The sequence below is a fragment of the Niastella caeni genome, from assembly GCF_004834005.1.
Lineage (GTDB): Bacteria > Bacteroidota > Bacteroidia > Chitinophagales > Chitinophagaceae > Niastella > Niastella caeni.
Window position 1 is genome coordinate 646,081 of the sequence record NZ_STFF01000001.1, and the last position, 24,236, is coordinate 670,316.

Sequence of the window (24,236 nt, forward strand, 5' to 3'; positions counted from 1 at the left end):
CTATAACTTAATAATTTGCATGAAGCAATGCTTTATCCGCCGATAGCAATTGAGAATGTTGTTTCGGCTGGTGGCAAACATTTTTCATCATTGCAAACCATATATTCTACTTTGCCGGCCAAATTTGTTTTACCGCCTTTGATCTTTACTTTTTGAATAAATTCAACTTTGTTTTCATAATAACGTACCTCACCACCCCATACTTCTTCGTTCTTCTTGATCAGCTTTCCGTTCTCTTTTACGGTTCCTTCAAATGCCAGCAACGGATTTTTAGTGAATGTAAATGATGTAGGAATAGGACCATCTACGCCTACACTTTGAGAATAAATATGCCAGTTGCTATTAACGGTTGCGGTCAACACAACTTCATACGTTTTGTCGGCAATCTTCTTTGACGAAAATGCCCATTTAACTTCTTTGTTCGACTGCGCCAACGACACAGCACTGATCATGGTTACCAAAAGTGAGAGCAGAGTTACCTTCATGTTGTAGTTTTTGTTACTTATATAAGACAGTTACCTGTCTCAAAAGTCTTAGAAAAAAACTTAATAATTACCTAAATATTGATCAACGCAGCTTTTTCAGTAACAACGGCCTTTGCATTAATGATCAACGATTTTAATACAATACGGCCATCTGTATTGCCTAATGCGTCTGATGTAGCCCTTTCCGGATGCGGCATCATCCCAAACACATTGCGTGTTTCATTACATATTCCGGCGATATTGCGAATAGCGCCATTTGGATTTGCTTGCGCAGTAATGTCGCCATTTTCGTTGCAATAACGATATATTACCTGGTTGTTAGCTTCCAGTTTATTAAGCGTTGCTTCATCGGCATGGTATCTTCCTTCCCCATGCGCAATGGGTATTTTTAACGCTTTGTCGGAACCCACGCCTTTCAAGTATACGTTCTTACAAATAAACTGTTGATTGGCATTACGTAATAAAACGCCTGGTAACAAATGTGACTCACATAATACTTGAAAACCGTTACAAATTCCCAGAACTTTACCGCCCTGCTGGGCAAATTCGATCACACTTTGCATCAATGGGCTGAACCGGGCAATAGCTCCGCAACGCAGATAATCGCCATACGAAAAACCTCCGGGCAATACGATACAATCCTCAGTTTTAAACATGCTGAGGTCTTTTTCTTTATGCCATAACATGATTACTTCCTGATTCAGATCATTTTGCAGGGAATCCTGCATATCACGGTCGCAATTAGAGCCGGGAAAAACTACAACACCAAATTTCATAGCGGGTATTTAAGTGAAGAGCAAAGATAGCATGTTTCCCGATACCCCCCAGCCTCCTACTATTGGCAAAGAGTTTTTAAAATCAGCTATAAGCCGTAAGCGATAAGCTGTTAGCAAATACAATTTCCGTTTTGCCTTTCGCTTACAGCTTATGGCTTGCAGTTTACAGCCTTCAATGTTCAGGCTTGTATATCTTGTTAATTATCAACAAATTAGAATTAAACTCAATTCAGCCAATAATTCAAATAAATGGCAAAACCGAAAAGGATCCAGTGAATGATCACAGACAGGCGGCTGGAGTTCATATAAAAATAAGCGGCGGCATGAAAGGCGGTGATGGGAACCGAACACAACATCCAACTGAGGTAAAACCCACGATTATTACTGCCGGCATCGGCCATTATGATAAGCATGGCCATAATTAAATACAATAACAACAGGCTCCAGCTTTTTCGAACATGAATGTACATTTTGTTCAGGTTGGCCTGTACAAAATACCCTCCGATCATAAAGGGCACCACCAACAAAATAATGCTGATGGTGATATATAATGAAGTAGGGATCGCCGGCAAGCCGATACTGAAAGTGGGCTTTATTTTATTCCAGTCCCATTGATTGCCCAGGTATAACACCAACGCCAGAAAATAATACGGCATGGTAATACCCAGCATATTGATGGCCCATTCGCGCAGGCGGAAAGGCCGCATAATAAACAGGGCCAGTAATATTAACGCAACAAATACAATAGCCGGCCGGTATATTAAAGTAACTATTCCTATCTGTACCCCGATACTAAAAATGGCAGGCGCCGGTTTTTGAATATTGGGCAGGGTGGTCATGCGGTAAAAGATCCAGATCAAAAAAGTATTGGCTAATAGCGGCGCCGAAAAATAATTCCACTCCACAAACAGCGAGGTGGTTAACAGGTGCGCCATGGCCGGCAGGTAATTGGGCCGGGGTAATAACTTTTGGTCGTTGCAAATGCGGTTGAATAACAGGGCCTGGCTGTACAACAACATAAAAGTGAGCAATACATACAGCACGGGCGCCATATGCAGCGGTTTTAAAAACCCAATCAGCCAGGTGTATAAAAAATGATCTTCCGGTTGTTGTATTGGACCGGCAGGGTGCAGAAAACGATTAAATTTCAGAATTAAACCATATACCAGTAATATGATGATATTACTGGAGGTTTTTTGCTTGAATATTCCTGTCACTCAAACAGTAATTTAAAATTCAATTTTGGCGAACGTAAGATAATTTCTGTACTGACAGGGAACAATCAATGAGCCGGCGCTGATCTGCTTGCCTAATCTGGGCATAAATTCCACCCCTCTCTCCAGGTTTTTCAATGTTGGATGGCGGGTGATCTTTCCTTCAGCGTCAATGCTATGATCGTTCAGTAAAAGAGTTCTGCGCTCGTATTTATTAAATAAAAAGTGCAATTCTCCTCCTGTGTTCATCAATGTATGTGAAATCAACGCATCTGTTTCGTCATCAAACAGCTCCTTGGCGATCACATTACTCCATTGCAATTTTTCATCTTTATCAAATGACAGCACCATGATATTTTCGGCATGGTACCGCGTGGCTGCAGAACCTCCATACCGGTTCCAGGGCGACCGCCAGGGACTATAATAGGGCGACCAGTAACTATAATCGAGTGGCGACGACCAGGGGTTGTTCCAATACAGATAATCCCATCTATTAAACGTACCGCCGCGCGATGTAGTATACATCGATTCAGCAGTAAGTATATAACCGCCATCGCGTTTTATTATAATATCGCTGATAAAATAATCATTAAAAGCTATCCGCAGATTGGCATCGGGCCCTTTTGCCTGCTTACGCAGGTCTTCGGTAAAGGCCACCAGGGTCTCCTTGAGAATGGAATCTGCTCCCTTATCCCAGATCACGGTATACAACCCTTCTACATTGCCCCGTTTTTGCTTATAATACAATGCCGAGAATAAATAACGCCTGTTAGTATTATCGATTTTGACCTTTACCTCATCAAGCACGCGTTCGTCTTTACTATTACCATTCAGATCGCGAACGGTAAATTTTTCTTCGCTTCTTTTTTTAGTGATCAATTGCAGGTTGCTGATATAATCGCTCCCGTTCTTTCGAACGAATTTGCCAAACACCATATCGCCTTCATTATCCAGCAGGAAGTCGGTAAAATAATCGTTCCGTTCTTCCATGGCCATGGTCATATGATGCTTATGCTGTAATTGCATTTCGGCATTGAAGAGCAGGGTGGTGAACAGGAAGTTTTTGGGATTGCGGTTATTGATCTTGAACACCATGATCTTTTGCTTGTCGTCGCTGTAGATGGTGGTGTATAATTTATTACTGGCCGCCCAGCCTATGCGGGTAGTGTCCAGTTCAATGGGATCGGCAAGGCGTTTGGCATTGGCATCGAGCTTAACGCCCATGCAATACACAATACTTCTGCGCTGGAACTGGTAGATCATCCAGACGTGATTGGCATATGGCACAAAATCAACATTGATCCAGCGATCGTCCATATAATCGACCTTTACCCGGTCGAGGAGCTTCATTTCGCTGTTATAAACGCTGATGGCGTTTTCGTTGCGGTTATTTTTAAATACGAGAACATTACTGCCTATTTTACCTATAATTTCAAAATCTGTACGACGGCTATCTTCCCGTTCCGGTTCAGAATAGGAGATTCTCTGGGCGGTGCTGATAAAAGGGAAAGCGGCCTGCAACAATACGACCAGAAGCAATTGGTGCAGGATTTTTTTGCATAATTTCATCATGGTGCTGCAATGCATGTTATATGCCAAATTACTGATTGTTAAACGGCTGCCCAAACTTTCGGTATAAATTTAAGCATTCATTTTTTTAAGCCTCCCGGCAACCAGAAACGCATAAAATTCGTCGGGGTAACGAATGGAAACATAAAACCGTGGAGAATTAATAATTTTACGTATACCTTTGTACCAGGCGCCCCGGATTAACCCGGGGTGTTATTATTTTTTAAAACCCTTTGATAACGGGATAAGCGACACTACCGTGGGCAAACAAATTAATAAAGTTACCGCTGCCTCCTTACTTATTGCGTTAGGAATTATTTATGGCGATATAGGAACATCCCCATTGTATGTACTAAATGCAATTACCAGCGGCCGGACGATCGATGAAAGTTTAATTCTGGGCTCTCTGTCCTGCATAATCTGGACACTCACCCTGCAAACAACCCTGAAATATGTGGTGCTTACTTTAAAAGCCGATAACCGCGGTGAGGGGGGAATTTTTTCGTTATATGCACTGGTTCGCCGGCAAAAAAGATGGCTGGTAATACCCGCCATGCTGGGGGGTGCGGCCCTGTTGGCCGATGGAATGATCACCCCGCCCATTTCGGTAACCTCCTCCATCGAGGGTTTGCGAAATATTCAGGGACTGGGCCGTATTGAAGATTCTACCATTGTATACATTGTTCTCGCCATTATAAGCGTACTTTTTTTTCTGCAGCAGTTCGGCACCGCATCCATAGGTAAAATGTTTGGCCCCATCATGATGTGCTGGTTCTGCATGCTGGCCATATTGGGGGCTACGCACCTGTTAGATGACATGCACATTTTTAAGGCGTTCAACCCGTACCACGCCATAGACCTGTTAACACACTACCCCAAAGGTTTCTGGCTACTGGGCGCCGTATTCCTTTGTACAACGGGGGCCGAAGCCCTGTACTCCGACCTGGGCCATTGCGGCCGGGAGAATATCCGGTACTCGTGGATCTTTGTTAAATCGTGCCTGATCCTGAACTACCTGGGCCAGGGCGCTTTCCTGCTCGCCAATTATTCTGGCAAACAGATCACCGCCGATATGATCAGCGCCGGGTTCAACCCGTTTTACAAGATCATGCCAGACTGGTTTGTGATCCCGGGCATTTTGATTGCCACCGCAGCGGCCATTATTGCAAGCCAGGCCCTCATCAGCGGGTCGTTTACGCTTATCAGTGAAGCCATGCGCCTGAACCTGTGGCCCAAATTGAAGATCAATTACCCCACCGAAGAACGGGGCCAGTTATATATTCCCGGCATCAACATGTTGTTATTCGTGGGTTGCGTAGGTATTGTGTTGTATTTTAAAAAATCATCACAGATGGAAGCAGCTTACGGGTTGGCGATTACCATTTGTATGATTGCCACCACCATGCTGTTTGCCAACTTCCTGGTAAGCCGCCGGGCCAAACCATTATGGATCTACCTGTTCCTGATCGTTTATTTGACCATAGAACTATCGTTCCTGTTTGCCAACCTCGAAAAATTCCCGCACGGCGGTTATGTTACCCTGTTGGTAGGCGGTGGGTTGTTCTTTGTGATGTACATCTGGTACCGCAGCCGCAAGATCAAGAACCGGTATGTGGAGTTTGTACGGCTCGAACATTATATACCGCAAATACAGGAATTAAGCAACGACAAAACCGTACCCAAGTACGCTACCCACCTGGTATACCTTACCAGCGCCAATAACCCCAAGGAAATTGAGCATAAGATCATTTATTCTATCCTCAATAAAAAGCCCAAGCGGGCCGATATTTACTGGTTTGTGCATGTTGACACGCTCGACGACCCGTATACCTGCGAGTACACGGTGGAGCACATTATTCCCAACGACATCATCCGGGTTGAGTTCAGGTTAGGTTTCAGGATGGAGCCGAAGATCAACCTTATGTTCCGCAAAGTGGTGGCCGACCTGGTAGCCAATAAAGAAGTGAATATTACCAGCCGGTACGAAAGCCTTGAACGGAATAATGTGGTGGGCGACTTCCAGTTTATTGTAATGGAAAAATACCTGAGCCAGGATATTGAGCTCCCCTTCTTCGAAAAAATGATCATGCGACTGTATTTTATGGTAAAAGAATACAGTTTGTCGGAAGAACGCGGGTTTGGCCTGGATGTGAGCAACGTGACCATCGAAAAATTCCCACTCATTGTTGCTCCGGTACCTAATCTTAATTTGAAAAGGGTTTTTGATAGCGAAGAAAGTTTGTAGCTGTCTGTTTCTTGTTTATGGTTTTTGGTTTCTTGTTCTTAATTTCGGAAAGCTGCCCAATAGCAGGCCTCACGCATAAAAAACCATAAACTATAAACAACAAACCATAAACTGCTTGCCTACTTTCGTTTACTATATCATCAGCAGCCTTCTGGTATTAAGCATTATTGCTTATTTGATACAGGACCGGTTTATTTTCAAGCCCGAAAAGCTGCCGCCCGATTTTCAATTCCGGTACGACGCCCCCTTCAATGAATTAAATTTCGATGTGTCGCCCGGCGTACGCATCAATGGATTGCATTTTTACCGCCCGGAACCCAAAGGATTGATCCTGTATTTTCATGGCAATACCCGCAGCATCAAAGGCTGGGCTAAGTATGCCCGTGATTTTTACCGCTACGATTATGATGTAGTGCTGGTCGACTACCGGGGATTTGGCAAAAGCACCGGCAAGCGCAGTGAAAAAGACATGCTGAACGATATGCAATTCGTTTATAATGTTCTGACCGGAAAATACCCCGAACACCACATTATTGTGTACGGACGAAGCATCGGCAGCGGGTTTGCCGCCAAGATAGCCTCAGATAACAAACCCCGTTATCTCATCCTGGATTCGCCATATTATAATTTTCGTATAGTGGTGAAACGGTTTCTGCCCATACTGCCGGTACAATGGGTTTTGCGGTACCACCTGCGCACCGATAAATGGATCCGCCATGTAAACTGCCATACGTATATCATTCATGGCACCAAAGACCGGCTGATCCCTATCAGGCACAGTGAAAAATTACAGCGCATCAACCCCAACAAGATCACGCTTATTCGTATTGTGGGCGGCCGGCATAACAACCTGCCCGACTTTCCGGAATATCACAATTTTGTAAGAGACATTCTCAAATATTAAATCAGTTTGTTGTTTGTAGTTTGTAGTTTGTGGTTGCCTTGCCAGCGCAGGCAGCCGGCCAATTCTCTCACTTCCCGAATCAAAGAACTACAAACCACAAACCATAAACCACAAACAACTATCTTGCATTCGCTATGAAAAAGATCGTCTTCCGCTGGTTAAAGGTTTTTATACTTATATATTGTCTTATCGGTATCGCCATATATTACGGACAGGATAAAATATTATTCCATCCGCAACCAGTGACGGCTCAATCGCAATACAGCTTTCCTTCCCCGTTTAAAGAAGTGAATATTCCCTATTCGAAAAAGTCGAACATCAATATCATTCAATTTGCGGCCAATCAACCGCAGCCCAAAGGCGTGGTGTTGTATTTTCATGGCAATAAGCAAAACATTGCCCGATATGCCAAAGCGGCGCCGGATTTTATTAACCGGGGTTATGAGGTGTGGATGATAGATTATCCCGGCTTTGGTAAAAGCACCGGCGAGTTTACTGAACAACAATTGTACGATTGGGCGCTGGTGTTTTATAAACTGGCGCAGGCCCGTTATTCGAAAGATAGCATTATTATATATGGCAAATCGATGGGAACCGGCATTGCTGCGCAACTGGCAACCAGGCGCGATTGCAAAGCCCTGATACTTGAAGCGCCTTATTATAGTTTTCCTTCGATTATCGGAAGCTGGTTGCCGGTGTACCCCGTCAATAACATGATCCGGTTTAAATTACCTACCTGGCAATATGTACAGGAGGTAACCAATCCCATTATTATATTTCATGGCACCAGCGATAATACCATTCCTTATCGCAATTCGAAAAAGCTGATACCGTATCTAAAACCTACGGATGAATTTATAACTATTGAAGGCGCAAAGCATAATGACATTGCCACGTTCCCAATTTATAAGCAGAAACTTGATTCGTTGTTGAAATGAAAAATTAAAAAGTCAAAGGCCCTTCATAATCGCAAACCTGTATTCACTTTCTCATTCCTCATTTTAAATTTTTAATTTCTTATTTCGCCTAAATAGGCACTACGTTCAGATCCTTATTCAACTTTATCTTATCCGGAATGGCCGCAATGATCTCTTCTTTTAGGGCTTCAATAAGGCGTTTCTTAACAAAATCCCGGTGCACTACAATACTCACTTCCCGCATGGGAGCCGGTTTTTTAAAATGCCTGATCAGTTGAAGCTGGCGGGCCGTCATATCGAGCGTGGTAAGTTCGGGCAGAATGGTAATGCCATCATTCAGTTCCACCATACGGCGAAGCGTTTCAATACTACCCGCTTCATACTCGAAATGCGTTCCCATTTCACTGGCCCGGCGCAATTCGCACAGGTTAACAATTTGCGAGCGGAAGCAATGCCCTTCTTCCATCAGCCATAACTTCTCCGGATCAATGTCCTGCGCCAATACATATGTTTTTTTATACGCTGCATTCTTGCGCGAAACATAGGCCAGCAGTTCTTCATAAAACAACACATGCTCTTTAATGCCATTTTCCTGCAACGGCGTTACCAGAATGCCTACATCTATGCGCCCTTCCCGCAGCCGGGTAATGATGTACTCCGTCATCAACTCCTGCACCACGAGTTTAATACCCGGGTATTTTTTATAAAAGCTTTGTATGAAGAGGGGCAATAAATAAGGCGCCAGGGTGGGTATAATACCAATGCGTAATTCGCCGGTAAGAATGCCTTTTTTGGTTTGGACCAGTTCGTTGATCACATTCTTTTCCGATAAAATACGACGCGATTGCTCAATGATCTCCACGCCTATTTCGGTGGGCACTACGGGTTGCTTACTGCGATCGAAGATCTTCACTCCCAGTTCCTCTTCCAGCTTTTGCACCTGCATACTTAAAGTAGGCTGGGTAACAAAACAATGCTCGGCGGCGGTAGCAAAATGCCGATAGGTATCTACGGCAACTACATATTCCAATTGTACAAAAGTCATGATAGATTTTATCTATTGTTCTATAATATATATCAATTTGCTTTATCCCCGAAATTATTGAAGTTTTGCTAAGTAATCTAATCTTCTTCATTAAAGCAGACAACAACGTAGAGATCTCTATATAGATAGTCACAGGAGTAAATTATAAGTCTTAGGTTAAAGTACGCCACACGATCCTTAGGAAGGACGGGTGGTTTTTTTTTCGTGAATGGTGAATGGCCAATGTTCAATGGTAAAGGTCCAACTTCAGCAGGGAAACTATGAAACTAAAAACCCCGAACCATCGGGGCAATTTGTGAATAATGAATCCGCCTTCGCGCTTCGGTGAAAAAGTCGTGCTATAACTGTATTTGCTTAAGCGTGTAGCTTGCCTTCCTCCCCTTTAGGGGCCGGGGGTGTACTAATCTCCTCCTCCACAACCACCGCATCCGCCACCACAACCTCCTCCTCCTCCTCCACTGCAACCACCACCACCGCCGCTGCAACTGCTGCATGAACCAGTTACGTTTGCTGCTTTTGTATGATCGATTACAGGGTACACACTAAAAATACCTGCCAGCACTATGCCATCGGAAAACCAGTTAATGGCATCGTTTCCATCCATGGCAAACTCACCAACTAACTTATCTCCGTACAGTGAACCCACGTCCTGTTGAAGCCTTGCCAGGACCTCCACCTTTTTAAAAATGATTGCTTTACGGGAAACCATTTTAGTTAGCGCCATGGAAGCAAGCACCAGCAATACCATTTCCCAGAAAAGATATCCTACATCTTTGCCATTGGCCAATCCCTGGAACAACCGGGCAATACCTACGGCATATGGGACCATCAATAAATGGTATCTTTTAAAGAAAGGCTCTTTGTGATAAGCCAGCAGGTACAACTTTTGTAACACCGGATGCATGTTGCTCTCATCATTATACCAGTTACAGGCGATCATGTCATAAGTAACACTGCTGCTTTCTTCATTTAAAAAACCTGCTATCAACGGGTTCTGTTCATTATCCGGCCTGTAGTAGCGGTTTCTATACACTATAAACTGTTTATCGGAAGTAAGACCTAATAAATTTCTACGTACCAGGTCTACGATCGCAGTCTGAACAGCCCGGTGCTTTCCATAAAGGAACTGAGCCAATTGATAAACAGTAGCGTCTGTGGGAAAATGGGTAGTAACAAGTTGATGTAATGCCCGGCCTTTTTCATTTTGAAGAATAACATAACAAATGATGCAGGTTATTGCCAGGAGCGGGAAGAAAACTAAAAACTGAGGGCCATCGAGCGAAAAAGGAAATAGATCTTTGTGCAGGTAAGCACTAACGGTAAGCGTGAACAATAACAACATTAAAATAAGAGCGATCACTTCATTTCTTATACTCCAGGTGGGTTCGGGAATTAACTCATACTCCGGAGGCGGTGGCCAAATGTCATTGGGCGGAGGTGATTCAAAAACGGATTGGTATAAAGTAAGCGTAGCTGCATACCAATCAAGGTGCTTGTGATCTTCTTCATCCCCTCCCCGGGATGGATAATGATGGATGTCTTTGCCAAGTGTGTTTTTACACAGATCGATCCAGTACGATTTAGTGTAAGTGAGGTGTAAGTGCCAGGCTTCATCTACAGCCTGTGAGGGGGAAGCGCCATTTGGAGAGATACAACATAAGAAGATGAATTTCCGGTATTCCTCAACAACCCGTTCAGTAAAGGTGGGCGACCATTTTTGCTTTGCAGATAATTTGCTGGAGAAGGTAATTTCTGCATTCGGGTCATCGAGGGGAAATTGTTGAATTGCACTCCAAAGGCCACTGTGTTCTTCAATTTTCATAATTCTGTCTTTGGTTACACAAAGTTATAACGGAGTTATGCAAACGTGCAAGCAACTATGTATTACCAAATTGTTAAGGAGCGTGGAACGTGTGAAACGTGAACACGGCTGCAAGCAGCAAGCCGAAGGCTGAAATACAAGTAAGCTTCATTTTAATCTGTTTTCGCTCTGGGCTTTTGCCTTCTGTAGTCCATTATCACATTAGCAAATTAGCACATTAATCTCCTCCTCCCCCACAGCCGCCACAGCCACTACCATCACTACCGCAACTGATGTTGCTGTAGCTACAACTGGTTACACCACCACAACTGTCAGCGCCTGTGCTGTTGTCGCCACCCGACTTGTTATCCCGGTTCCTCCAACCAGACACAAAAGGGCTGCGTGCAAGTGTTGCTGCCGGGAAAATGGCAAACATCGATGCCAGCATAAGCCCCGGCGGTAGCCAGTCTAACACGGTTTGTCCGTTGCGGGCATAATCATTTACCACTTCATCGCTGTGCAGTGTTCTATCTCCTTTATTATCCTGCAGCAGGTTTTTCACTCTATCAAAACACACCTTATCCGTTGAAAAATTATACTCCATAATCAGTGCGCCGATTATCAGGACTGCTATTTCCAGCAACAGGAAAAGAACAGGCCTGTCGTTATAAATGCCCTGCGTTACCCGTGCCAATCCTATAAATAAAACAATAAGTATAACCAGGTATTTCCTGAAGAATGATTCTTTTTGATCCCCCACCCAAAACAGTTGCGAGATTGCAGGATGTTCAAAATCTGTTTGCTTATACCAATCGTTTGCAATTACATCATATTCTACCGTGCTATTATCAGCCTTGCTCAATAAACCGGGAACAAGCGGGTTGTCTTCTTTTTCCGGCGCCTGATATCGTTGCCTCAGCGCAACTATTTTTCCATTATCGTTTACTTGTACCAGGTCACGCCGATAGAGATCTACCAGGCAGGTCTCTACAGCCCGGTCCTTGCCATACACCGCATAAGTAAGTTGGTAAATAGAAAGATCTCCGGGCGACCAGGCATCCACCACCTTTTTCAGGTACGCCAGTTTATTTTTCTGCAACAGGTAGTGTGCTATAAAAGCAGCCACTATGAGGAAGATGTAAAAAAGCAGGAACTGTTTTCCATTTATCGAAAACGGCGACGCTTCTCCGGTAAAAAAGTAATTGATGGCAAAAGGCAACAACAAAATCAACACTACAATCGCTGCCACTTGGTTATCTATGCGATATGGCTGTGCGGCAATTGTAATAGACTGTTTACTGGGTTGTGGCCAAATGTCAGCCGGTGGCCGGGTGCCGAAAACCGATTCATATAGTTGCAGGGTCTCTGCATACCAGTTTGAATGCTTATGGTTTTCCTTGTCGCCACCTGTTGAGGGATAATGATGAATATCCTTACCCAGGGTATTTTTACAGAAAGCATTCCAGTACGATTGGGTATAGGTAAGGTGCAGGTGCCAGGCTTCGTCTACCGCCTGTGAGGGAGATGCGCCTTTCGGAGAGATACAACATAAAAAAATAAACTTACGGTATTCTTCAATAACCCGTTCGGTAAAAGCAGGTGACCATTTCTGTTTGTCGGCCAGTTTTTTTGAGAACGTGATCGTGGCGTTTGGTTCGTCAAACGCAAACTGTTGAATGTTGTTCCAAAGTGGCTGGTGTTCGGGCAGATTCATTTGAATAGGATGGTTATTGTTGTGAATGGGGAATGGGGAAAGCTTCAAGCTGCACGCTGCAAGCTAAAAGCAAAAACAGCTTTGATCTCCGGATAACTTGTCAACCTATCAACTTGTCAACTTACTCCCTTTAGGGGCTGGGGGTTTACTCCTCCAAACTAACTTTCGTTTTCCCTACCTTCAACTTATACCCAACTCCCACTTTCAATGCGTAATTTTCTTTTTCATGGCTCACGGGAAAACCAAAACAAACCGGGTAATCATATTCCTTAACGATGTTATGAATGATCTCATACACGTTTTGCCCAAATGGCCGCTCGGTATCCTTTGTGTCACTAAAGCCGCCGATGATCAGTCCGGCCAGTTTATCCAGTTTACCGCTTCTTTTCAACTGCAGCATCATGCGGTCGATATTGTACAGGTACTCCCCAATATCTTCCAGGAAAAGGATCCTGCCTTTTGTTTTTATATCTGAAGGCGAACCTACCAAATGCGCCAATAACGCCAGGTTACCGCCTACCAGTTCGCCAATCGCTTCTCCTTTCTGATTAAACTCATGGCCCGCACATTCGTACTTTATATGTTTTCCTGTGAGCACATTCTTCAATGACTTCACAAATTCGTTGTTATAGCCGCCATCATTAAACGCACCGGCCATGGGCGCATGTAGGGTGGCGATACTATAATTGGAATAGATATGCGAATGCAGCACCGTTATATCACTAAACCCTATCACCCATTTGGGCTGCTTTTTAAATTTCTTAAAGCTGATGTGATCTATAATGCGGCTTAATCCATATCCGCCGCGGGCACATAGTACGGCATGTACTTCATCATCGTCGAGTATTTGTTGAAAATTGATCAGTCGTTCTTCATCGGTACCGGAAAAGTAAGTGGTGGAATGGCTGCCAACGGTAGTGCCCACCTTCACTTTATATCCCCATTGTTGTAATACATCAATGCATGTTTGCGCTTTTTCTATTGCCATAAACCCCGAAGGACATACCAATGCGATTGTGTTACCTGGCTGTAAATAGGGAGGAATTTTTACCATTATCTATTTATTTGTAAAGCCAAACGGCTAAATGTTACAATGAATATCCAAATTTAAGCAAACCTTTCTACCATCAAATTTCCCGCAACGTTGCTTCGGTGGTCGAAACGGTTAACCGATGAACGACCCCACATTTTAACGCATAATTATTTCGTTGATGCCCAACGGGAAAATCAAAACAAACGGGGTAATTATACTCTTTTACTTTATCAAGCACAATATCCTGTAACGTACGGCCAAATTCTTCACCAACATCATCGGGTTTTATCTTAAAACCGCCGACGATCAACCCGGCCAGTTTTTCCAGTTTACCGGTGCGCTTCAGGTTCCAGAACATACGATCGATGCTGTACAAATATTCCCCGGTATCTTCTACAAATAATATTTTATTGGTGGTGCGAAGGTCCGACTTTGTGCCGGCCAGGGTTTCAATCAGTTTCAGGTTACCACCAATAAGCGTGCCTTCCGCCCTGCCGGGTTTATTTTGTAAATGCACCGGCGCCGTATATTTCATTTTTTGCCCTGTTAACGCCTGTTTTATGGAGAGAATTGTTTCAATCTGGATGGGTTCCGCTTTATTCCAGTCGTCGGGAAAGCTATTGCACATTTTTGAATGGATAGAAGCAATGCCGTAATTCCGGTTCAGGTGGCAGTGCAATACCGTAACATCGCTAAAGCCGATGATCCATTTAGGCTGTGCGGCCAGTTTGGTGAAATTTAATTTATCAATAATACGTACGAAGCCGTAACCGCCACGGGCACACATAATGGCTTTTACTTTGGGATCATCGATCATTTGTTGAAAATCGCGCGCCCGTTCCTCATCGGTTCCACCAAACGTAAAATCTTTTTTGCCCACTGTATCGCCCACCTTAATGTTAAACCCCCACTCCACCATTTGTATCATGGCCGGCTGAATTTCTTCCAGGGTAATGGAACCGGCCGGGCAGGTTATGCCAACCGTATCGCCAGGTTTAAGATAGCGGGGTAGAATGGGCGCAGCCGGATCTTTTTCATCACTAACCAATGCAGACCAACCAGGAACAGGCAATCCGGCTACCAGGAATGAGGATAAAAAGTGCTTACGGTTCATGTAACGAATATATATTTTAAATATACCGGAAATCTATATCAGCCAATCTTGTCAAAATACTAATTTTATCTTCATGTATTTTCGCTTTATACAGGCAATTTTTCTGTGTATAGTGCTGATTGGCTGGGTGGCTTATCAAATATTAATACGCAAAAAACCCGTAGCCCAGATCAATGACGATGTCATGATGATTGCATTTTTTATAGCCGTGTGGACCGGTATCGTATTATGGCTGGTTTATTAACTCCCCTGAATTATCAATTCTTAAGAAATATGCCCCCAACCACCTGAAAACTGGAACCCGGTAACCTGCATATCGCGAGGTTCAACCCAAAACTGGAAACCGGAACCCGGAGCCCGGGAACTGGCGCCCGGTAACCAATTTTATCCCTTCCCCCCGAATAGTTATTTTTGCAATCCACCCTTCGCCAGCACCCGCTGCATAGCGATATGCTGTACAAGCGAGCGTGGCAAGGAACGATGATTAGCATTACTAAAGACGATCAAACAAAATGAGCAATTTTAAGCGCTATTTAGTCACAGCGGCCCTGCCGTACGCCAATGGTCCCGTGCATATCGGTCACCTGGCAGGCTGCTATTTACCGGCTGATATTTACGTGCGTTACCAACGGGCGCAGAAAAGAGATATTAAATTTATTGGTGGCAGCGATGAACATGGGGTGCCCATTACCATCCGTGCCATGAAAGAAGGCGTGAGCCCGCAACAAATTGTAGATAAATACCATGCCCTGATCAGGGAAAGCTTTGATCAGATGGGTATTTCTTTCGATATCTATTCCCGCACTTCCAACAAAGTACACCATGAAACGGCCGCCGCCTTTTTCAAAAAGCTGTACGACGATGGGCTGTTCGAGGAAAAAGAGACCGAACAGTATTATGATGAAAAAACCAATACGTTCCTCGCCGACCGGTACATTACCGGTACCTGTCCCGTTTGCGCCAACCCCAATGCTTACGGCGATCAGTGCGAGAAATGCGGTTCTTCATTAAGTCCTGAACAATTGATCAACCCGCGCAGCACCCTCAGCGATGCCGTGCCTGTAAAACGGAAAACCAAACACTGGTATTTTCCGCTGCAGAATTATGAGGACTGGCTGAAGGACTGGATCCTGGAAGGTCATAAAGAATGGAAGAACAACGTATATGGACAGTGCAAAAGCTGGCTCGATAGCGGATTGCAAAGCCGCGCCATGACGCGCGACAGCAGTTGGGGCGTGAAAGTGCCGTTGCCCGATACCGAAGGCAAAGTGCTGTACGTTTGGTTCGATGCCCCCATCGGTTATATTTCTGCAACGAAAGAATTAACTGAAGACTGGGCCGATTACTGGTGTAAGGAAGACACCAAGCTGGTGCATTTCATTGGGAAAGACAATATTGTTTTTCACTGTATCATTTTCCCGGCGATGTTGAAAGCGCATGGCGAATTCATACTGCCTGATAACGTGCCGGCCAATGAGTTTTTAAATATTGAAGGCGATAAAGTATCAACCAGCCGCAACTGGGCGGTATGGGTGCATGAATACATAAAAGATTTTCCGGGTTGTGAAGACGTGTTGCGGTATGTGCTGTGCAGCAACGCACCCGAAAGCAAAGACAATGATTTTACCTGGAAAGATTTTCAGGACCGCAATAACAGCGAACTGGTTTCCATCTTCGGCAACTTTGTGAACCGCGCCTTCGTGCTTATGCACAAATTATGCGGTGGTAAAGTACCGCCATTACATGCAGATGTACTGGACGAAGTTGACAAGAACCTGTTGGCCGAATTTGAAATTGCCAAAGGAAAAGTGGAAGAGAGCCTGGAGAATTTCAAATTCCGCGATGCGCTGTTTGAGGTTATTGACCTGGCAAGAAAGGGCAACAAATACATGCAGGAAAAAGAACCCTGGATCGTTGCCAAGCGCCTGACAGAAGACCCTGACGCACAAAAACTGATCGATAACTGTCTGCACATTTGTTTGCAGTTGACCGCCAACCTGGCAATATTGATCAATCCTTTCCTGCCCTCCACTTCTAAAAAAATGCTGCACCTGATGAAGGTGGTAGATAAATTATTGGATTGGGACAATGCCGGTAAAACAAAATTGCTAAGTGTTGGTTATAGTTTACGGGCGCCGGAATTATTATTCAGGAAAATAGAAAACGAAGAGATAGAAGCGCAGGTAGCCAAATTAAAAGCTGGTTTAATTAAACCAGTTGAAACAGTGAAGCCTGAGGCAGAAACAAAGAAGGGCGAAACCGCAGCAGCCGATGCTGGCGCTGAACCCAAAACAGTGAAAGAACAGATCCAGTACGATGATTTTGCCAAGCTCGATCTTCGGGTAGGCACCATTGTGGCTGCGGAGAAAGTGCCCAAGGCCGATAAGCTGTTAAAGTTGCAGGTTGACCTGGGTTTTGAAACCCGTACGATTGTTTCGGGTATTGCAGCACATTTTAAACCCGAGGACATCACCGGTAAACAGGTGGTGGTGGTAGCCAACCTGGCGCCCCGTAAAATGCGCGGCATTGAAAGCAACGGCATGATATTAATGGCGGAAGACAAAACAGGTAAACTGCATTTTGTGAATCCCGTCGATGCAATTGATAACGGTTCATCTGTTAGTTAAATAGATTATTCACCATTGTGCCCCACTTGTTTTGCGCAATGGCAAATCAAGTGGGGTTCATTTTTTAATACTAGTATATGAAACTCGGCTTCATTGGATTAGGCAATTTAGGTACGCCCATCGCAGAGAACATTTTAACAAGCGGGCATGAAGTATTTGTATACAATCGCACCGCTTCCAAAACAAAACCATTAACCGACAAAGGCGCAACGGCCTGTGCAACGGTAAAGGAATTAACAGCAGCCTGTACTGTTATTATCACCATGGTGTCGGACGATAAAGCTTTAAAAAGTATCTGCGAGGGTGAAGATGGCCTTATAAAAAATATGCAGCCGGGCAGCGTTCATATTTCCATGAGCACCATACTGCCGCTTACCGCCGAAGAACTTTCCAACCAGCATACACAAAACGGTTCTCACTACCTGGCGGCGCCGGTATTTGGCCGGCCTGAAGCGGCCCGTGCCCGTAAGCTGAACTTTGTGATGTCGGGCGGCGGAGCACATCGCCCCCAATTTGAACAGTTATTGAAAGATGCAGGCGGCGCCGGCGTATGGGATTTTGGCGATGTCGTTACTGCTGCCAACACCATCAAACTCTGCGGCAATTTTATGATAGCATCTGCCCTGGAAGCCATTGGTGAAAGCGTGGCACTGGCCGAAAAAAGTAACATCGATAAACAGAAAATGTGGTCGTTCTTTACGCAAACTATTTTCAACTCGCCTATTTATATCAACTACGGAAACATCATTGTTAACCGCCTGTTTGAACCGGCCGGATTCAGCATGCAGTTGGGATTAAAAGACGTGAACCTTGTATTATCACAGGCAGCACACGTACAGCATAAAATGCCGTTGGCCAATTTGCTGCAAAACCATATGCAACAGCTCATAGAAAAAAAGGGCCCGGAGGTGGATTGGAGTACGGTTTCGCAGGCAGCTGAAATCAATTGACAATTGGCAATGGACAATAGGCAAAGAATAATTTCGAATTTGCCAATTGCTTATTGCCCATTAAATGTTATTTATATCCTCAAGGAATCAATACAACTATAACATCCATTACATTCGTGTGCGTAGGTCCCGTAATAACATGCCCGCCCGCCTGGTGAAAGAAGTTCCAGGAATCGTTTTGTGAAAGATATTTTTCGGCATGTAACCCGTGTTTAGCAGCCAGCTGCAACACACCCGCATCCACAACCGCACCGGCGGCATTGGTAGGGCCATCGGTGCCATCGGTGCCGGCGCTGAGCAGCACCGGCATACCTTCACCGCCAGGAAAAGCCTTTTGCAAAGCAATTAACGCAGCCAGCGCAAACTCCTGGTTTCGGCCGCCTTTGCCCGGGTTCCTGATGGTTACCGTTGTTTCACCGCCTAATAATAAACAAGCCGGTCTCGGTCCCTGGTAATCTATTACCTGTTCCACCAGTTCCTGCGCTTTATCCTTCGCCTCCCCTTTCAACGCATCGGTAATAATAACGGGCTCGTAATGTAGCGACCGCGCCATGTCAGCCGCCGCATCCAGCGCCACGCGATTGGTACCTATGAGGTAATTGTAACTTTTTGTAAAAATGGGATCACCGGGCTTTGGCGTTTCTGCAACCTGCTTATTCAACCCCAACTGCAACCAGCGAATGATACTTACCGGTAGTTTATCTAACAACTGGTATTTGCGAACAATTTCCCAGGCATCGGCAAACGTAGAACGGTCGGCCACGGTAGGCCCGCTGGCAATACTATCGAGCGGATCGCCTATTACATCACTTAAAATAAAGTTGACAACCGTTGCAGGCCAGGCGGTGCGCATCAACTGCCCGCCTTTAATGCCGGCCGACAAATGTTTGCGCACGGTATTCATTTCTTCAATGGTGGCGCCGCATTGCAATAACCGGTTAAAGACTGATTGCAGTTCAGTTAATAATACCCCGGGCACACAATCTACCATCAGCGCGGATGCGCCGCCACTGATCAATGCAATCACTACATCCTTTTCATTTGCTTGTTTCAGCAATTTGAGAATTTCCCGGCCCGCCTGCAAACTGTTATCATCCGGCACCGGATGGCCGGCTTCTATGCAACGAATTCTTTTCAGCGAAAATACATGCTCGTACTTGGTAACTATAACGCCCTCGTCGATCCGGTCTCCCAAAATAATTTCCGCTTCCCGGGCCATGGCGGCACTGGCCTTACCGGCGCCTATAATAAATACCTTATTTATATCGGGCTGTTTAAAAAGCTGTTCGCCCAGGTGCAGTTGATTTTGCTGCCATCGCATATGCCTGGGCAGCAGGTACTGCGGTTGTACCGCCCGCACCCCTGCCGTAAATATTTTAAGCGCATCCTTCCGCATGGTTTATAGCAAGTTTTAACGGAAAGCCAGGAACTTAGGCTGGCTCCGGTTCCGGCCCAATTTCTTATTAACCTGCTAAATTATAAAAAGCACTTGGCAGGTGACGATTTTTAGTTATCTTTGAAAATAGTTGTTTAGCTAACTATTTTTTTATGACTAAACGAATCATTAAAAAAGTAGCTGTACTGGGTAGTGGTGTTATGGGTTCTCGCATAGCTTGTCATTTTGCCGGCATTGGCGTACAAGTGTTGTTACTTGACATGGTGCCTAAAGATGCTGTCGAAAGCGAAAACAAAACAGCCCGTAATAAACTGGTTAACGATGCCCTCCAGGCTGCTTTGAAAAGCAATCCTTCTCCTGTTTACACGAAAGACGTGGTGAAAAAGATCACCACGGGCAATTTTACCGATAATATAAGTAGTATTACCGGGTGTGACTGGATCATTGAGGTAGTCGTTGAACGACTCGATATAAAACAACAAATCTTTGCAGAAGTAGAAAAGTACCGAACCCCAGGTACGCTCATCACGTCCAACACGTCAGGTATTCCTATTCACCTGATGGCCGAAGGCAGAAGTGATGATTTTAAAAAACATTTCTGCGGTACTCACTTTTTTAACCCGCCCCGTTATTTACGGTTATTAGAGATCATTCCAACACCACATACAGATGCTGGTGTAGTTGATTTCTTAATGCAGTATGGCGATCTGTACCTGGGCAAAACTACCGTGTTGTGTAAAGACACACCGGCATTTATTGCCAACCGTATTGGCGTATATGGCATTATGGCCATCTTTGGGCTGGTTGAAAAAATGGGATTAACCGTTGATGAAATTGATGCATTAACAGGTCCCGTTATAGGGCGGCCTAAATCAGCTACGTTCAGAACGGCTGATGTAGTGGGCATTGACACGTTGGTGAAAGTGGCGAAAGGCGTGTATGAGAACTGCCCCAACGATGAGCACCGCGATACCTTTATAATACCAGCCTGGCTCGAAAAAATGGTGACCAGCAATATGCTGGGCGATAAAACCGGGCAAGGCTTTTTTGTAAAGAAGAAAGGAGAAAAAGGAGAGAAGGAAATTTATTCCCTCGACCTTACAACGTTTGAATACAAATCGCGGTCTAAAGCAAAATTCGCTACGGTAGAAGCGGCCAGGCCGATCGATGATCTTAAAACAAGATTAAAGGCATTATGTGCCGGTACCGATAAAGCGGGTGATTTCTATCGTCATTTTCATTACGGACTGTTTTCGTATATCTCACACCGTATTCCCGAGATCTCTGACGAGATCTATCGAGTAGATGACGCCATGATGGCCGGCTTTGGCTGGGAGATCGGCGCTTTTGAAAGCTGGGATGTATTGGGTATTGAAAGTACTGTGAAGAAAATGAAGGAAGCCGGTTATTCAGTAGCTGGCTGGGTAAATGAAATGCTGGAAGCCGGTGTAAAGGCTTTTTATAAAGTAGAGAATGGAAAGCGGCTGTATTATGATGTGGCCTCAAAATCGTATAAATCGTTGCCCGGTGGCGATGCATTTATCGTAATGAAAAATTTTGAGAACCAGACCGTATGGAAAAACAGCGCCTGCCGGCTCTACCATTTGGGCGATGATGTTTTAGGCCTTGAATGGTATACCAAAATGGGTAGCATCGGCGGTGAAGTGCTGGAAGGATTTCAGCAATCAATTGCCAAAGCAGAAGCGAAATATAAAGGAGTTGTAATTGCCAACGACAGCGCTAATTTCAGCGCGGGCGCCAATGTAGGCATGATTTTTATGCTTGCCATTGAACAGGAATATGATGAGCTGGATATGGCCGTTCGAATGTTCCAGAACACCATGATGCGGGCCCGGTATTCATCCGTTCCTGTGGTGGTTGCACCGCATGCGCTGGCCCTCGGCGGCGCTTGTGAGTTGAGTTTACACTCCGATAAAGTTTGTGCTGCCGCGGAAACCTATATTGGTTTGGTTGAGTTGGGTGTTGGATTGATACCCGGTGGTGGCGGTACTAAAGAATTTGTGTTACGGGCCGCAGATGAAATGCATGAAGATGAACCGGATACCATTACACTAAAGAACCGTTTTCTTACCATAGCCACGGCCAAAGTTGCTACTTCAGCGCATGAAGGGTTCGACCTGGGCATTTTACGCAAAGGAAAAGATGAAGTAGTGCTGAACCAGGGCCGCCGGATCGCAGAAGGCAAGAAGAGTGTGATTGAACTTTTTGAAAGCGGTTATGTTACACCTGTACAACGAAACGACATCAAGGTGTTGGGACGTTCAGCATTGGGCGCTTTATATGCCGGCATCAATGGCATGTGGCGCGCGCAGTATGCGACCGATCATGATGCAGTAGTAGCCAAAAAGCTGGCTTACGTTATGTGCGGCGGCGACCTGAGCGAACCCACTTTGGTATCTGAACAATATTTACTCGATCTGGAAAGGGAAGCCTTCTTATCGCTCTGTGGCGAGAAGAAAACCCTGGAAAGAATTCAAAGTGTTTTGAAAGGCGGAAAGCCTATCCGCAATTGATAATAGGCGTCACATGAGAAAACACACAGGCGTTCCCATACCTCGGGGCGCCTTTTTTATTAAATTACGTTGTGAAAGCTTCAAGACAAAAGCTCCAAGCTGCAAGCAATACAGAGGGTTTGCAATATAGAGCCAGACCAAACCGCGGTCAGCAACCACAAACAACAAACCATAAACTACAAACCGGCAATGGGTGAAGTCGAATTACATACTATTACCAATCAACTCATCATTCATTCTGTATTCTTCTTTTACGGAGATGCAGCCACTAATGATCTGTCCTGGCAAATAGCCGACGACATCAGCCAGCACTGGAATGAACCTAAAGCAAAGATCAAAATTGGCAGCGCCCTGTTCAATGTGCAGTTCGACATTGATGGTATATATGAACCCGACCTCGACCCCGAAAAAGTATGGTACAATGATAACCCCCGGTTCAATTTTTTTCGCATTGAAGAATTCGCCAACGGCAATATTTCTTTCGTAGATGGCATTGGCTGCAATACCGGTTATTTTAAACTGGATAATCTTTTACAAACTTCCACTACGGCCGCCCATGAATACGGTCATACCCTGGGGCTTGTTCATCCAATGAACCTCGATATAAGGGGCAAAGACACCCCTGGCATAATGTATCCGCGCGGCACCATTGTAGATCCACCGTTTCAATACGACCCCAATGCAGAAGCCGGTAAAGCCGGCGGTACCTTAAATCCCGTTCATCGAAAGGTGCTTATAAATGATATTGAAGAATTAAAGCTTCATAAGTTGTTGTTTACGAATGGAAGAGCGGTAGTAGGTGATTTTTCCAGCCTATATCATTCGAAGCATACCCCGCCAGTGAGTTAAACGGTTTATTGTTTCTGGTTTATTGTTTTTGGTTTTCCAGGGCGGGCAGCCCGCCAATATTCGGTCCTTCCGAATGAAAAAACAAGAAACCATAAACTTTCCTCCCTTGGTAATATTTGGCTTGTACCAACGACATACTTGTTGTACTTTATATTAAACAGGTATTATGGCTATTCTTACCGTAAATAATCTCTATAAAAATTACGGCCTTATAAAGGCATTAAAGGGGGTATCGTTTTCGGTGCCGCCCGGATCGGTTTTTGGCATCCTGGGCCCTAACGGCAGTGGCAAAACGACCTTGTTAGGTATTATCCTCGATGTATTAAAGGCCTCCGCAGGTTCCTATAAATTGTTCGATGAAGAGCCTACACACCTACACCGGCAACAGATAGGTACGTTACTGGAAACACCTAACTTCTACCACTACCTGAATGGCGTACAGAATTTAAAGATCGCGGCAGCGATCAAACAACGGGGTGCGGGCGATATTGATAACGTGCTGGAAATGGTTAACCTGGAACAGCGCAAGTTTTCAAAATTCAGTACCTATTCATTAGGCATGAAACAACGGCTGGCCATTGCCAGCAGCCTGCTGGGAGATCCTGATGTGCTGGTTTTTGATGAACCAACCAATGGACTGGACCCCGTGGGCATTGCAGAAACCAGGGAACTGATCAAAAAGCTGAGCAAGTCGGGCAAAACCATTATCATGGCCAGCCACCTGCTCGATGAGGTAGAGAAAGTTTGTACCCATGTAGCGATCCTGCAAAAAGGCACGCTGATCACTCACGGACATGTTGATGAAATACTGGTAACAGATGAAGTTGTAGAAACGGCCGCCACCGACATGCATCAATTGTACGCAATACTGCAGCAATACCCAGGCTCCAAAAAGGTTTATGCACACGAACAACATATCGAGTTGTCATTCACCGCAGGCACCGCATCACTCGAAGCGTTGAACCGGTATTGCTTTGATAACGGCGTAACCCTTCGTCACCTGCGGCTTCGCAAAAAGAGCCTGGAAACCAAATTTTTTGAACTTACCCAAACAACTAAATAG

The 24,236-nt window shown here is 44.9% G+C and carries 19 protein-coding genes; 9 read left to right on the top strand and 10 right to left on the bottom strand.

Annotation, left to right across the window (positions count from 1 at the left end; all coding sequences use genetic code 11):
• Window positions 1-32: 32 nt before the first annotated feature.
• The 4 genes from FAM09_RS02565 to FAM09_RS02580 form a co-directional block, all read right to left on the bottom strand.
• The gene (locus FAM09_RS02565; protein WP_136575507.1) at window positions 33-485 is read right to left on the bottom strand and encodes a protein-disulfide reductase DsbD domain-containing protein; all 453 of its coding nucleotides are present in this window, start codon (window positions 483-485) and stop codon (window positions 33-35) included.
• A 71-nt stretch (window positions 486-556) separates the two neighbouring features.
• The gene (gene purQ / locus FAM09_RS02570) at window positions 557-1,261 is read right to left on the bottom strand and encodes a phosphoribosylformylglycinamidine synthase subunit PurQ (protein WP_136575508.1); all 705 of its coding nucleotides are present in this window, start codon (window positions 1,259-1,261) and stop codon (window positions 557-559) included.
• A 224-nt stretch (window positions 1,262-1,485) separates the two neighbouring features.
• Window positions 1,486-2,478: a hypothetical protein gene (locus FAM09_RS02575; protein WP_136575509.1), complete on the bottom strand. Its 993-nt coding sequence runs from the start codon at window positions 2,476-2,478 to the stop codon at window positions 1,486-1,488.
• Window positions 2,479-2,490: 12 nt separating this feature from the next.
• Entirely contained in the window at window positions 2,491-4,047 is a 1,557-nt protein-coding gene (locus FAM09_RS02580; protein ID WP_136575510.1) for a hypothetical protein, read from the bottom strand.
• A 256-nt stretch (window positions 4,048-4,303) separates the two neighbouring features.
• On the opposite strand from FAM09_RS02580, the gene FAM09_RS02585 reads away from it, so the two are divergent.
• From FAM09_RS02585 to FAM09_RS02595, 3 genes are all read left to right on the top strand, one after another.
• Window positions 4,304-6,289, top strand: coding sequence for a KUP/HAK/KT family potassium transporter (locus FAM09_RS02585; protein WP_136575511.1), 1,986 nt, complete (start codon window positions 4,304-4,306; stop codon window positions 6,287-6,289).
• A gap of 115 nt (window positions 6,290-6,404) precedes the next feature.
• Entirely contained in the window at window positions 6,405-7,193 is a 789-nt protein-coding gene (locus tag FAM09_RS02590; RefSeq protein WP_136575512.1) for an alpha/beta hydrolase, read from the top strand.
• Between the two features lie 134 nt (window positions 7,194-7,327).
• The gene (locus tag FAM09_RS02595; RefSeq protein ID WP_136575513.1) at window positions 7,328-8,131 is read left to right on the top strand and encodes an alpha/beta hydrolase; all 804 of its coding nucleotides are present in this window, start codon (window positions 7,328-7,330) and stop codon (window positions 8,129-8,131) included.
• Between the two features lie 88 nt (window positions 8,132-8,219).
• Here the strand turns inward: FAM09_RS02595 and FAM09_RS02600 are convergent, their stop codons facing one another.
• From FAM09_RS02600 to FAM09_RS02620, 5 genes are all read right to left on the bottom strand, one after another.
• Window positions 8,220-9,155: a hydrogen peroxide-inducible genes activator gene (locus tag FAM09_RS02600; protein WP_136575514.1), complete on the bottom strand. Its 936-nt coding sequence runs from the start codon at window positions 9,153-9,155 to the stop codon at window positions 8,220-8,222.
• A 400-nt stretch (window positions 9,156-9,555) separates the two neighbouring features.
• Window positions 9,556-10,977, bottom strand: a complete 1,422-nt coding sequence (locus FAM09_RS02605) for a hypothetical protein (RefSeq protein ID WP_136575515.1) — start codon at window positions 10,975-10,977, stop codon at window positions 9,556-9,558.
• A gap of 217 nt (window positions 10,978-11,194) precedes the next feature.
• A complete protein-coding gene (locus FAM09_RS02610) occupies window positions 11,195-12,670 on the bottom strand; it encodes a TIGR04222 domain-containing membrane protein (protein WP_136575516.1) in 1,476 nt (491 codons plus the stop codon).
• Between the two features lie 145 nt (window positions 12,671-12,815).
• On the bottom strand, window positions 12,816-13,724 hold the full coding sequence (locus FAM09_RS02615; protein WP_136575517.1) for a S66 peptidase family protein: 909 nt from the start codon (window positions 13,722-13,724) through the stop codon (window positions 12,816-12,818).
• Between the two features lie 73 nt (window positions 13,725-13,797).
• Entirely contained in the window at window positions 13,798-14,817 is a 1,020-nt protein-coding gene (locus tag FAM09_RS02620; RefSeq protein WP_136575518.1) for a S66 peptidase family protein, read from the bottom strand.
• 73 nt (window positions 14,818-14,890) lie between these two features.
• Here FAM09_RS02620 and FAM09_RS30605 point away from each other — a divergent pair, with 73 nt between their 5' ends.
• The 3 genes from FAM09_RS30605 to FAM09_RS02630 all read left to right on the top strand — a co-directional run bounded on the left by FAM09_RS30605 (window position 14,891) and on the right by FAM09_RS02630 (window position 18,394).
• Window positions 14,891-15,061 (top strand): hypothetical protein, encoded by a 171-nt coding sequence (locus FAM09_RS30605; RefSeq protein WP_153825437.1) that lies wholly within the window; start codon window positions 14,891-14,893, stop codon window positions 15,059-15,061.
• Between the two features lie 268 nt (window positions 15,062-15,329).
• Window positions 15,330-17,444 carry a methionine--tRNA ligase gene (gene metG / locus FAM09_RS02625; protein ID WP_136575519.1) on the top strand — a complete coding sequence of 705 codons (2,115 nt, stop codon included), beginning with the start codon at window positions 15,330-15,332 and terminating at the stop codon, window positions 17,442-17,444.
• Between the two features lie 77 nt (window positions 17,445-17,521).
• Window positions 17,522-18,394: an NAD(P)-dependent oxidoreductase gene (locus tag FAM09_RS02630; protein WP_136575520.1), complete on the top strand. Its 873-nt coding sequence runs from the start codon at window positions 17,522-17,524 to the stop codon at window positions 18,392-18,394.
• A 79-nt stretch (window positions 18,395-18,473) separates the two neighbouring features.
• Here FAM09_RS02630 and FAM09_RS02635 read toward each other — a convergent pair whose 3' ends face one another.
• Window positions 18,474-19,790, bottom strand: a complete 1,317-nt coding sequence (locus FAM09_RS02635; protein ID WP_136575521.1) for a glycerate kinase type-2 family protein — start codon at window positions 19,788-19,790, stop codon at window positions 18,474-18,476.
• A 152-nt stretch (window positions 19,791-19,942) separates the two neighbouring features.
• On the opposite strand from FAM09_RS02635, the gene FAM09_RS02640 reads away from it, so the two are divergent.
• The 3 genes from FAM09_RS02640 to FAM09_RS02650 all read left to right on the top strand — a co-directional run bounded on the left by FAM09_RS02640 (window position 19,943) and on the right by FAM09_RS02650 (window position 24,236).
• Window positions 19,943-22,324 (top strand): 3-hydroxyacyl-CoA dehydrogenase/enoyl-CoA hydratase family protein, encoded by a 2,382-nt coding sequence (locus tag FAM09_RS02640; protein WP_136575522.1) that lies wholly within the window; start codon window positions 19,943-19,945, stop codon window positions 22,322-22,324.
• Between the two features lie 189 nt (window positions 22,325-22,513).
• Window positions 22,514-23,173 carry a peptidase M10 gene (locus FAM09_RS02645; protein ID WP_136575523.1) on the top strand — a complete coding sequence of 220 codons (660 nt, stop codon included), beginning with the start codon at window positions 22,514-22,516 and terminating at the stop codon, window positions 23,171-23,173.
• Between the two features lie 166 nt (window positions 23,174-23,339).
• Window positions 23,340-24,236 carry an ABC transporter ATP-binding protein gene (locus FAM09_RS02650; RefSeq protein WP_136575524.1) on the top strand — a complete coding sequence of 299 codons (897 nt, stop codon included), beginning with the start codon at window positions 23,340-23,342 and terminating at the stop codon, window positions 24,234-24,236.

Bases quoted from the DNA above. Each gene is read 5' to 3' on its own strand.
- FAM09_RS02580 (WP_136575510.1), bottom strand. From the start codon at position 4,047: ATGATGAAATTATGCAAAAAAATCCTGCACCAATTGCTTCTGGTCGTA.
- FAM09_RS02645 (WP_136575523.1), top strand. From the start codon at position 22,514: ATGGGTGAAGTCGAATTACATACTATTACCAATCAACTCATCATTCAT.
- FAM09_RS02615 (WP_136575517.1), bottom strand. From the start codon at position 13,724: ATGGTAAAAATTCCTCCCTATTTACAGCCAGGTAACACAATCGCATTG.
- FAM09_RS30605 (WP_153825437.1), top strand. From the start codon at position 14,891: ATGTATTTTCGCTTTATACAGGCAATTTTTCTGTGTATAGTGCTGATT.
- FAM09_RS02610 (WP_136575516.1), bottom strand. From the start codon at position 12,670: ATGAATCTGCCCGAACACCAGCCACTTTGGAACAACATTCAACAGTTT.
- FAM09_RS02620 (WP_136575518.1), bottom strand. From the start codon at position 14,817: ATGAACCGTAAGCACTTTTTATCCTCATTCCTGGTAGCCGGATTGCCT.
- FAM09_RS02650 (WP_136575524.1), top strand. From the start codon at position 23,340: ATGGCTATTCTTACCGTAAATAATCTCTATAAAAATTACGGCCTTATA.
- FAM09_RS02640 (WP_136575522.1), top strand. From the start codon at position 19,943: ATGACTAAACGAATCATTAAAAAAGTAGCTGTACTGGGTAGTGGTGTT.
- FAM09_RS02600 (WP_136575514.1), bottom strand. From the start codon at position 9,155: ATGACTTTTGTACAATTGGAATATGTAGTTGCCGTAGATACCTATCGG.
- FAM09_RS02630 (WP_136575520.1), top strand. From the start codon at position 17,522: ATGAAACTCGGCTTCATTGGATTAGGCAATTTAGGTACGCCCATCGCA.
- FAM09_RS02605 (WP_136575515.1), bottom strand. From the start codon at position 10,977: ATGAAAATTGAAGAACACAGTGGCCTTTGGAGTGCAATTCAACAATTT.
- metG (WP_136575519.1), top strand. From the start codon at position 15,330: ATGAGCAATTTTAAGCGCTATTTAGTCACAGCGGCCCTGCCGTACGCC.
- FAM09_RS02595 (WP_136575513.1), top strand. From the start codon at position 7,328: ATGAAAAAGATCGTCTTCCGCTGGTTAAAGGTTTTTATACTTATATAT.
- FAM09_RS02565 (WP_136575507.1), bottom strand. From the start codon at position 485: ATGAAGGTAACTCTGCTCTCACTTTTGGTAACCATGATCAGTGCTGTG.
- FAM09_RS02635 (WP_136575521.1), bottom strand. From the start codon at position 19,790: ATGCGGAAGGATGCGCTTAAAATATTTACGGCAGGGGTGCGGGCGGTA.
- purQ (WP_136575508.1), bottom strand. From the start codon at position 1,261: ATGAAATTTGGTGTTGTAGTTTTTCCCGGCTCTAATTGCGACCGTGAT.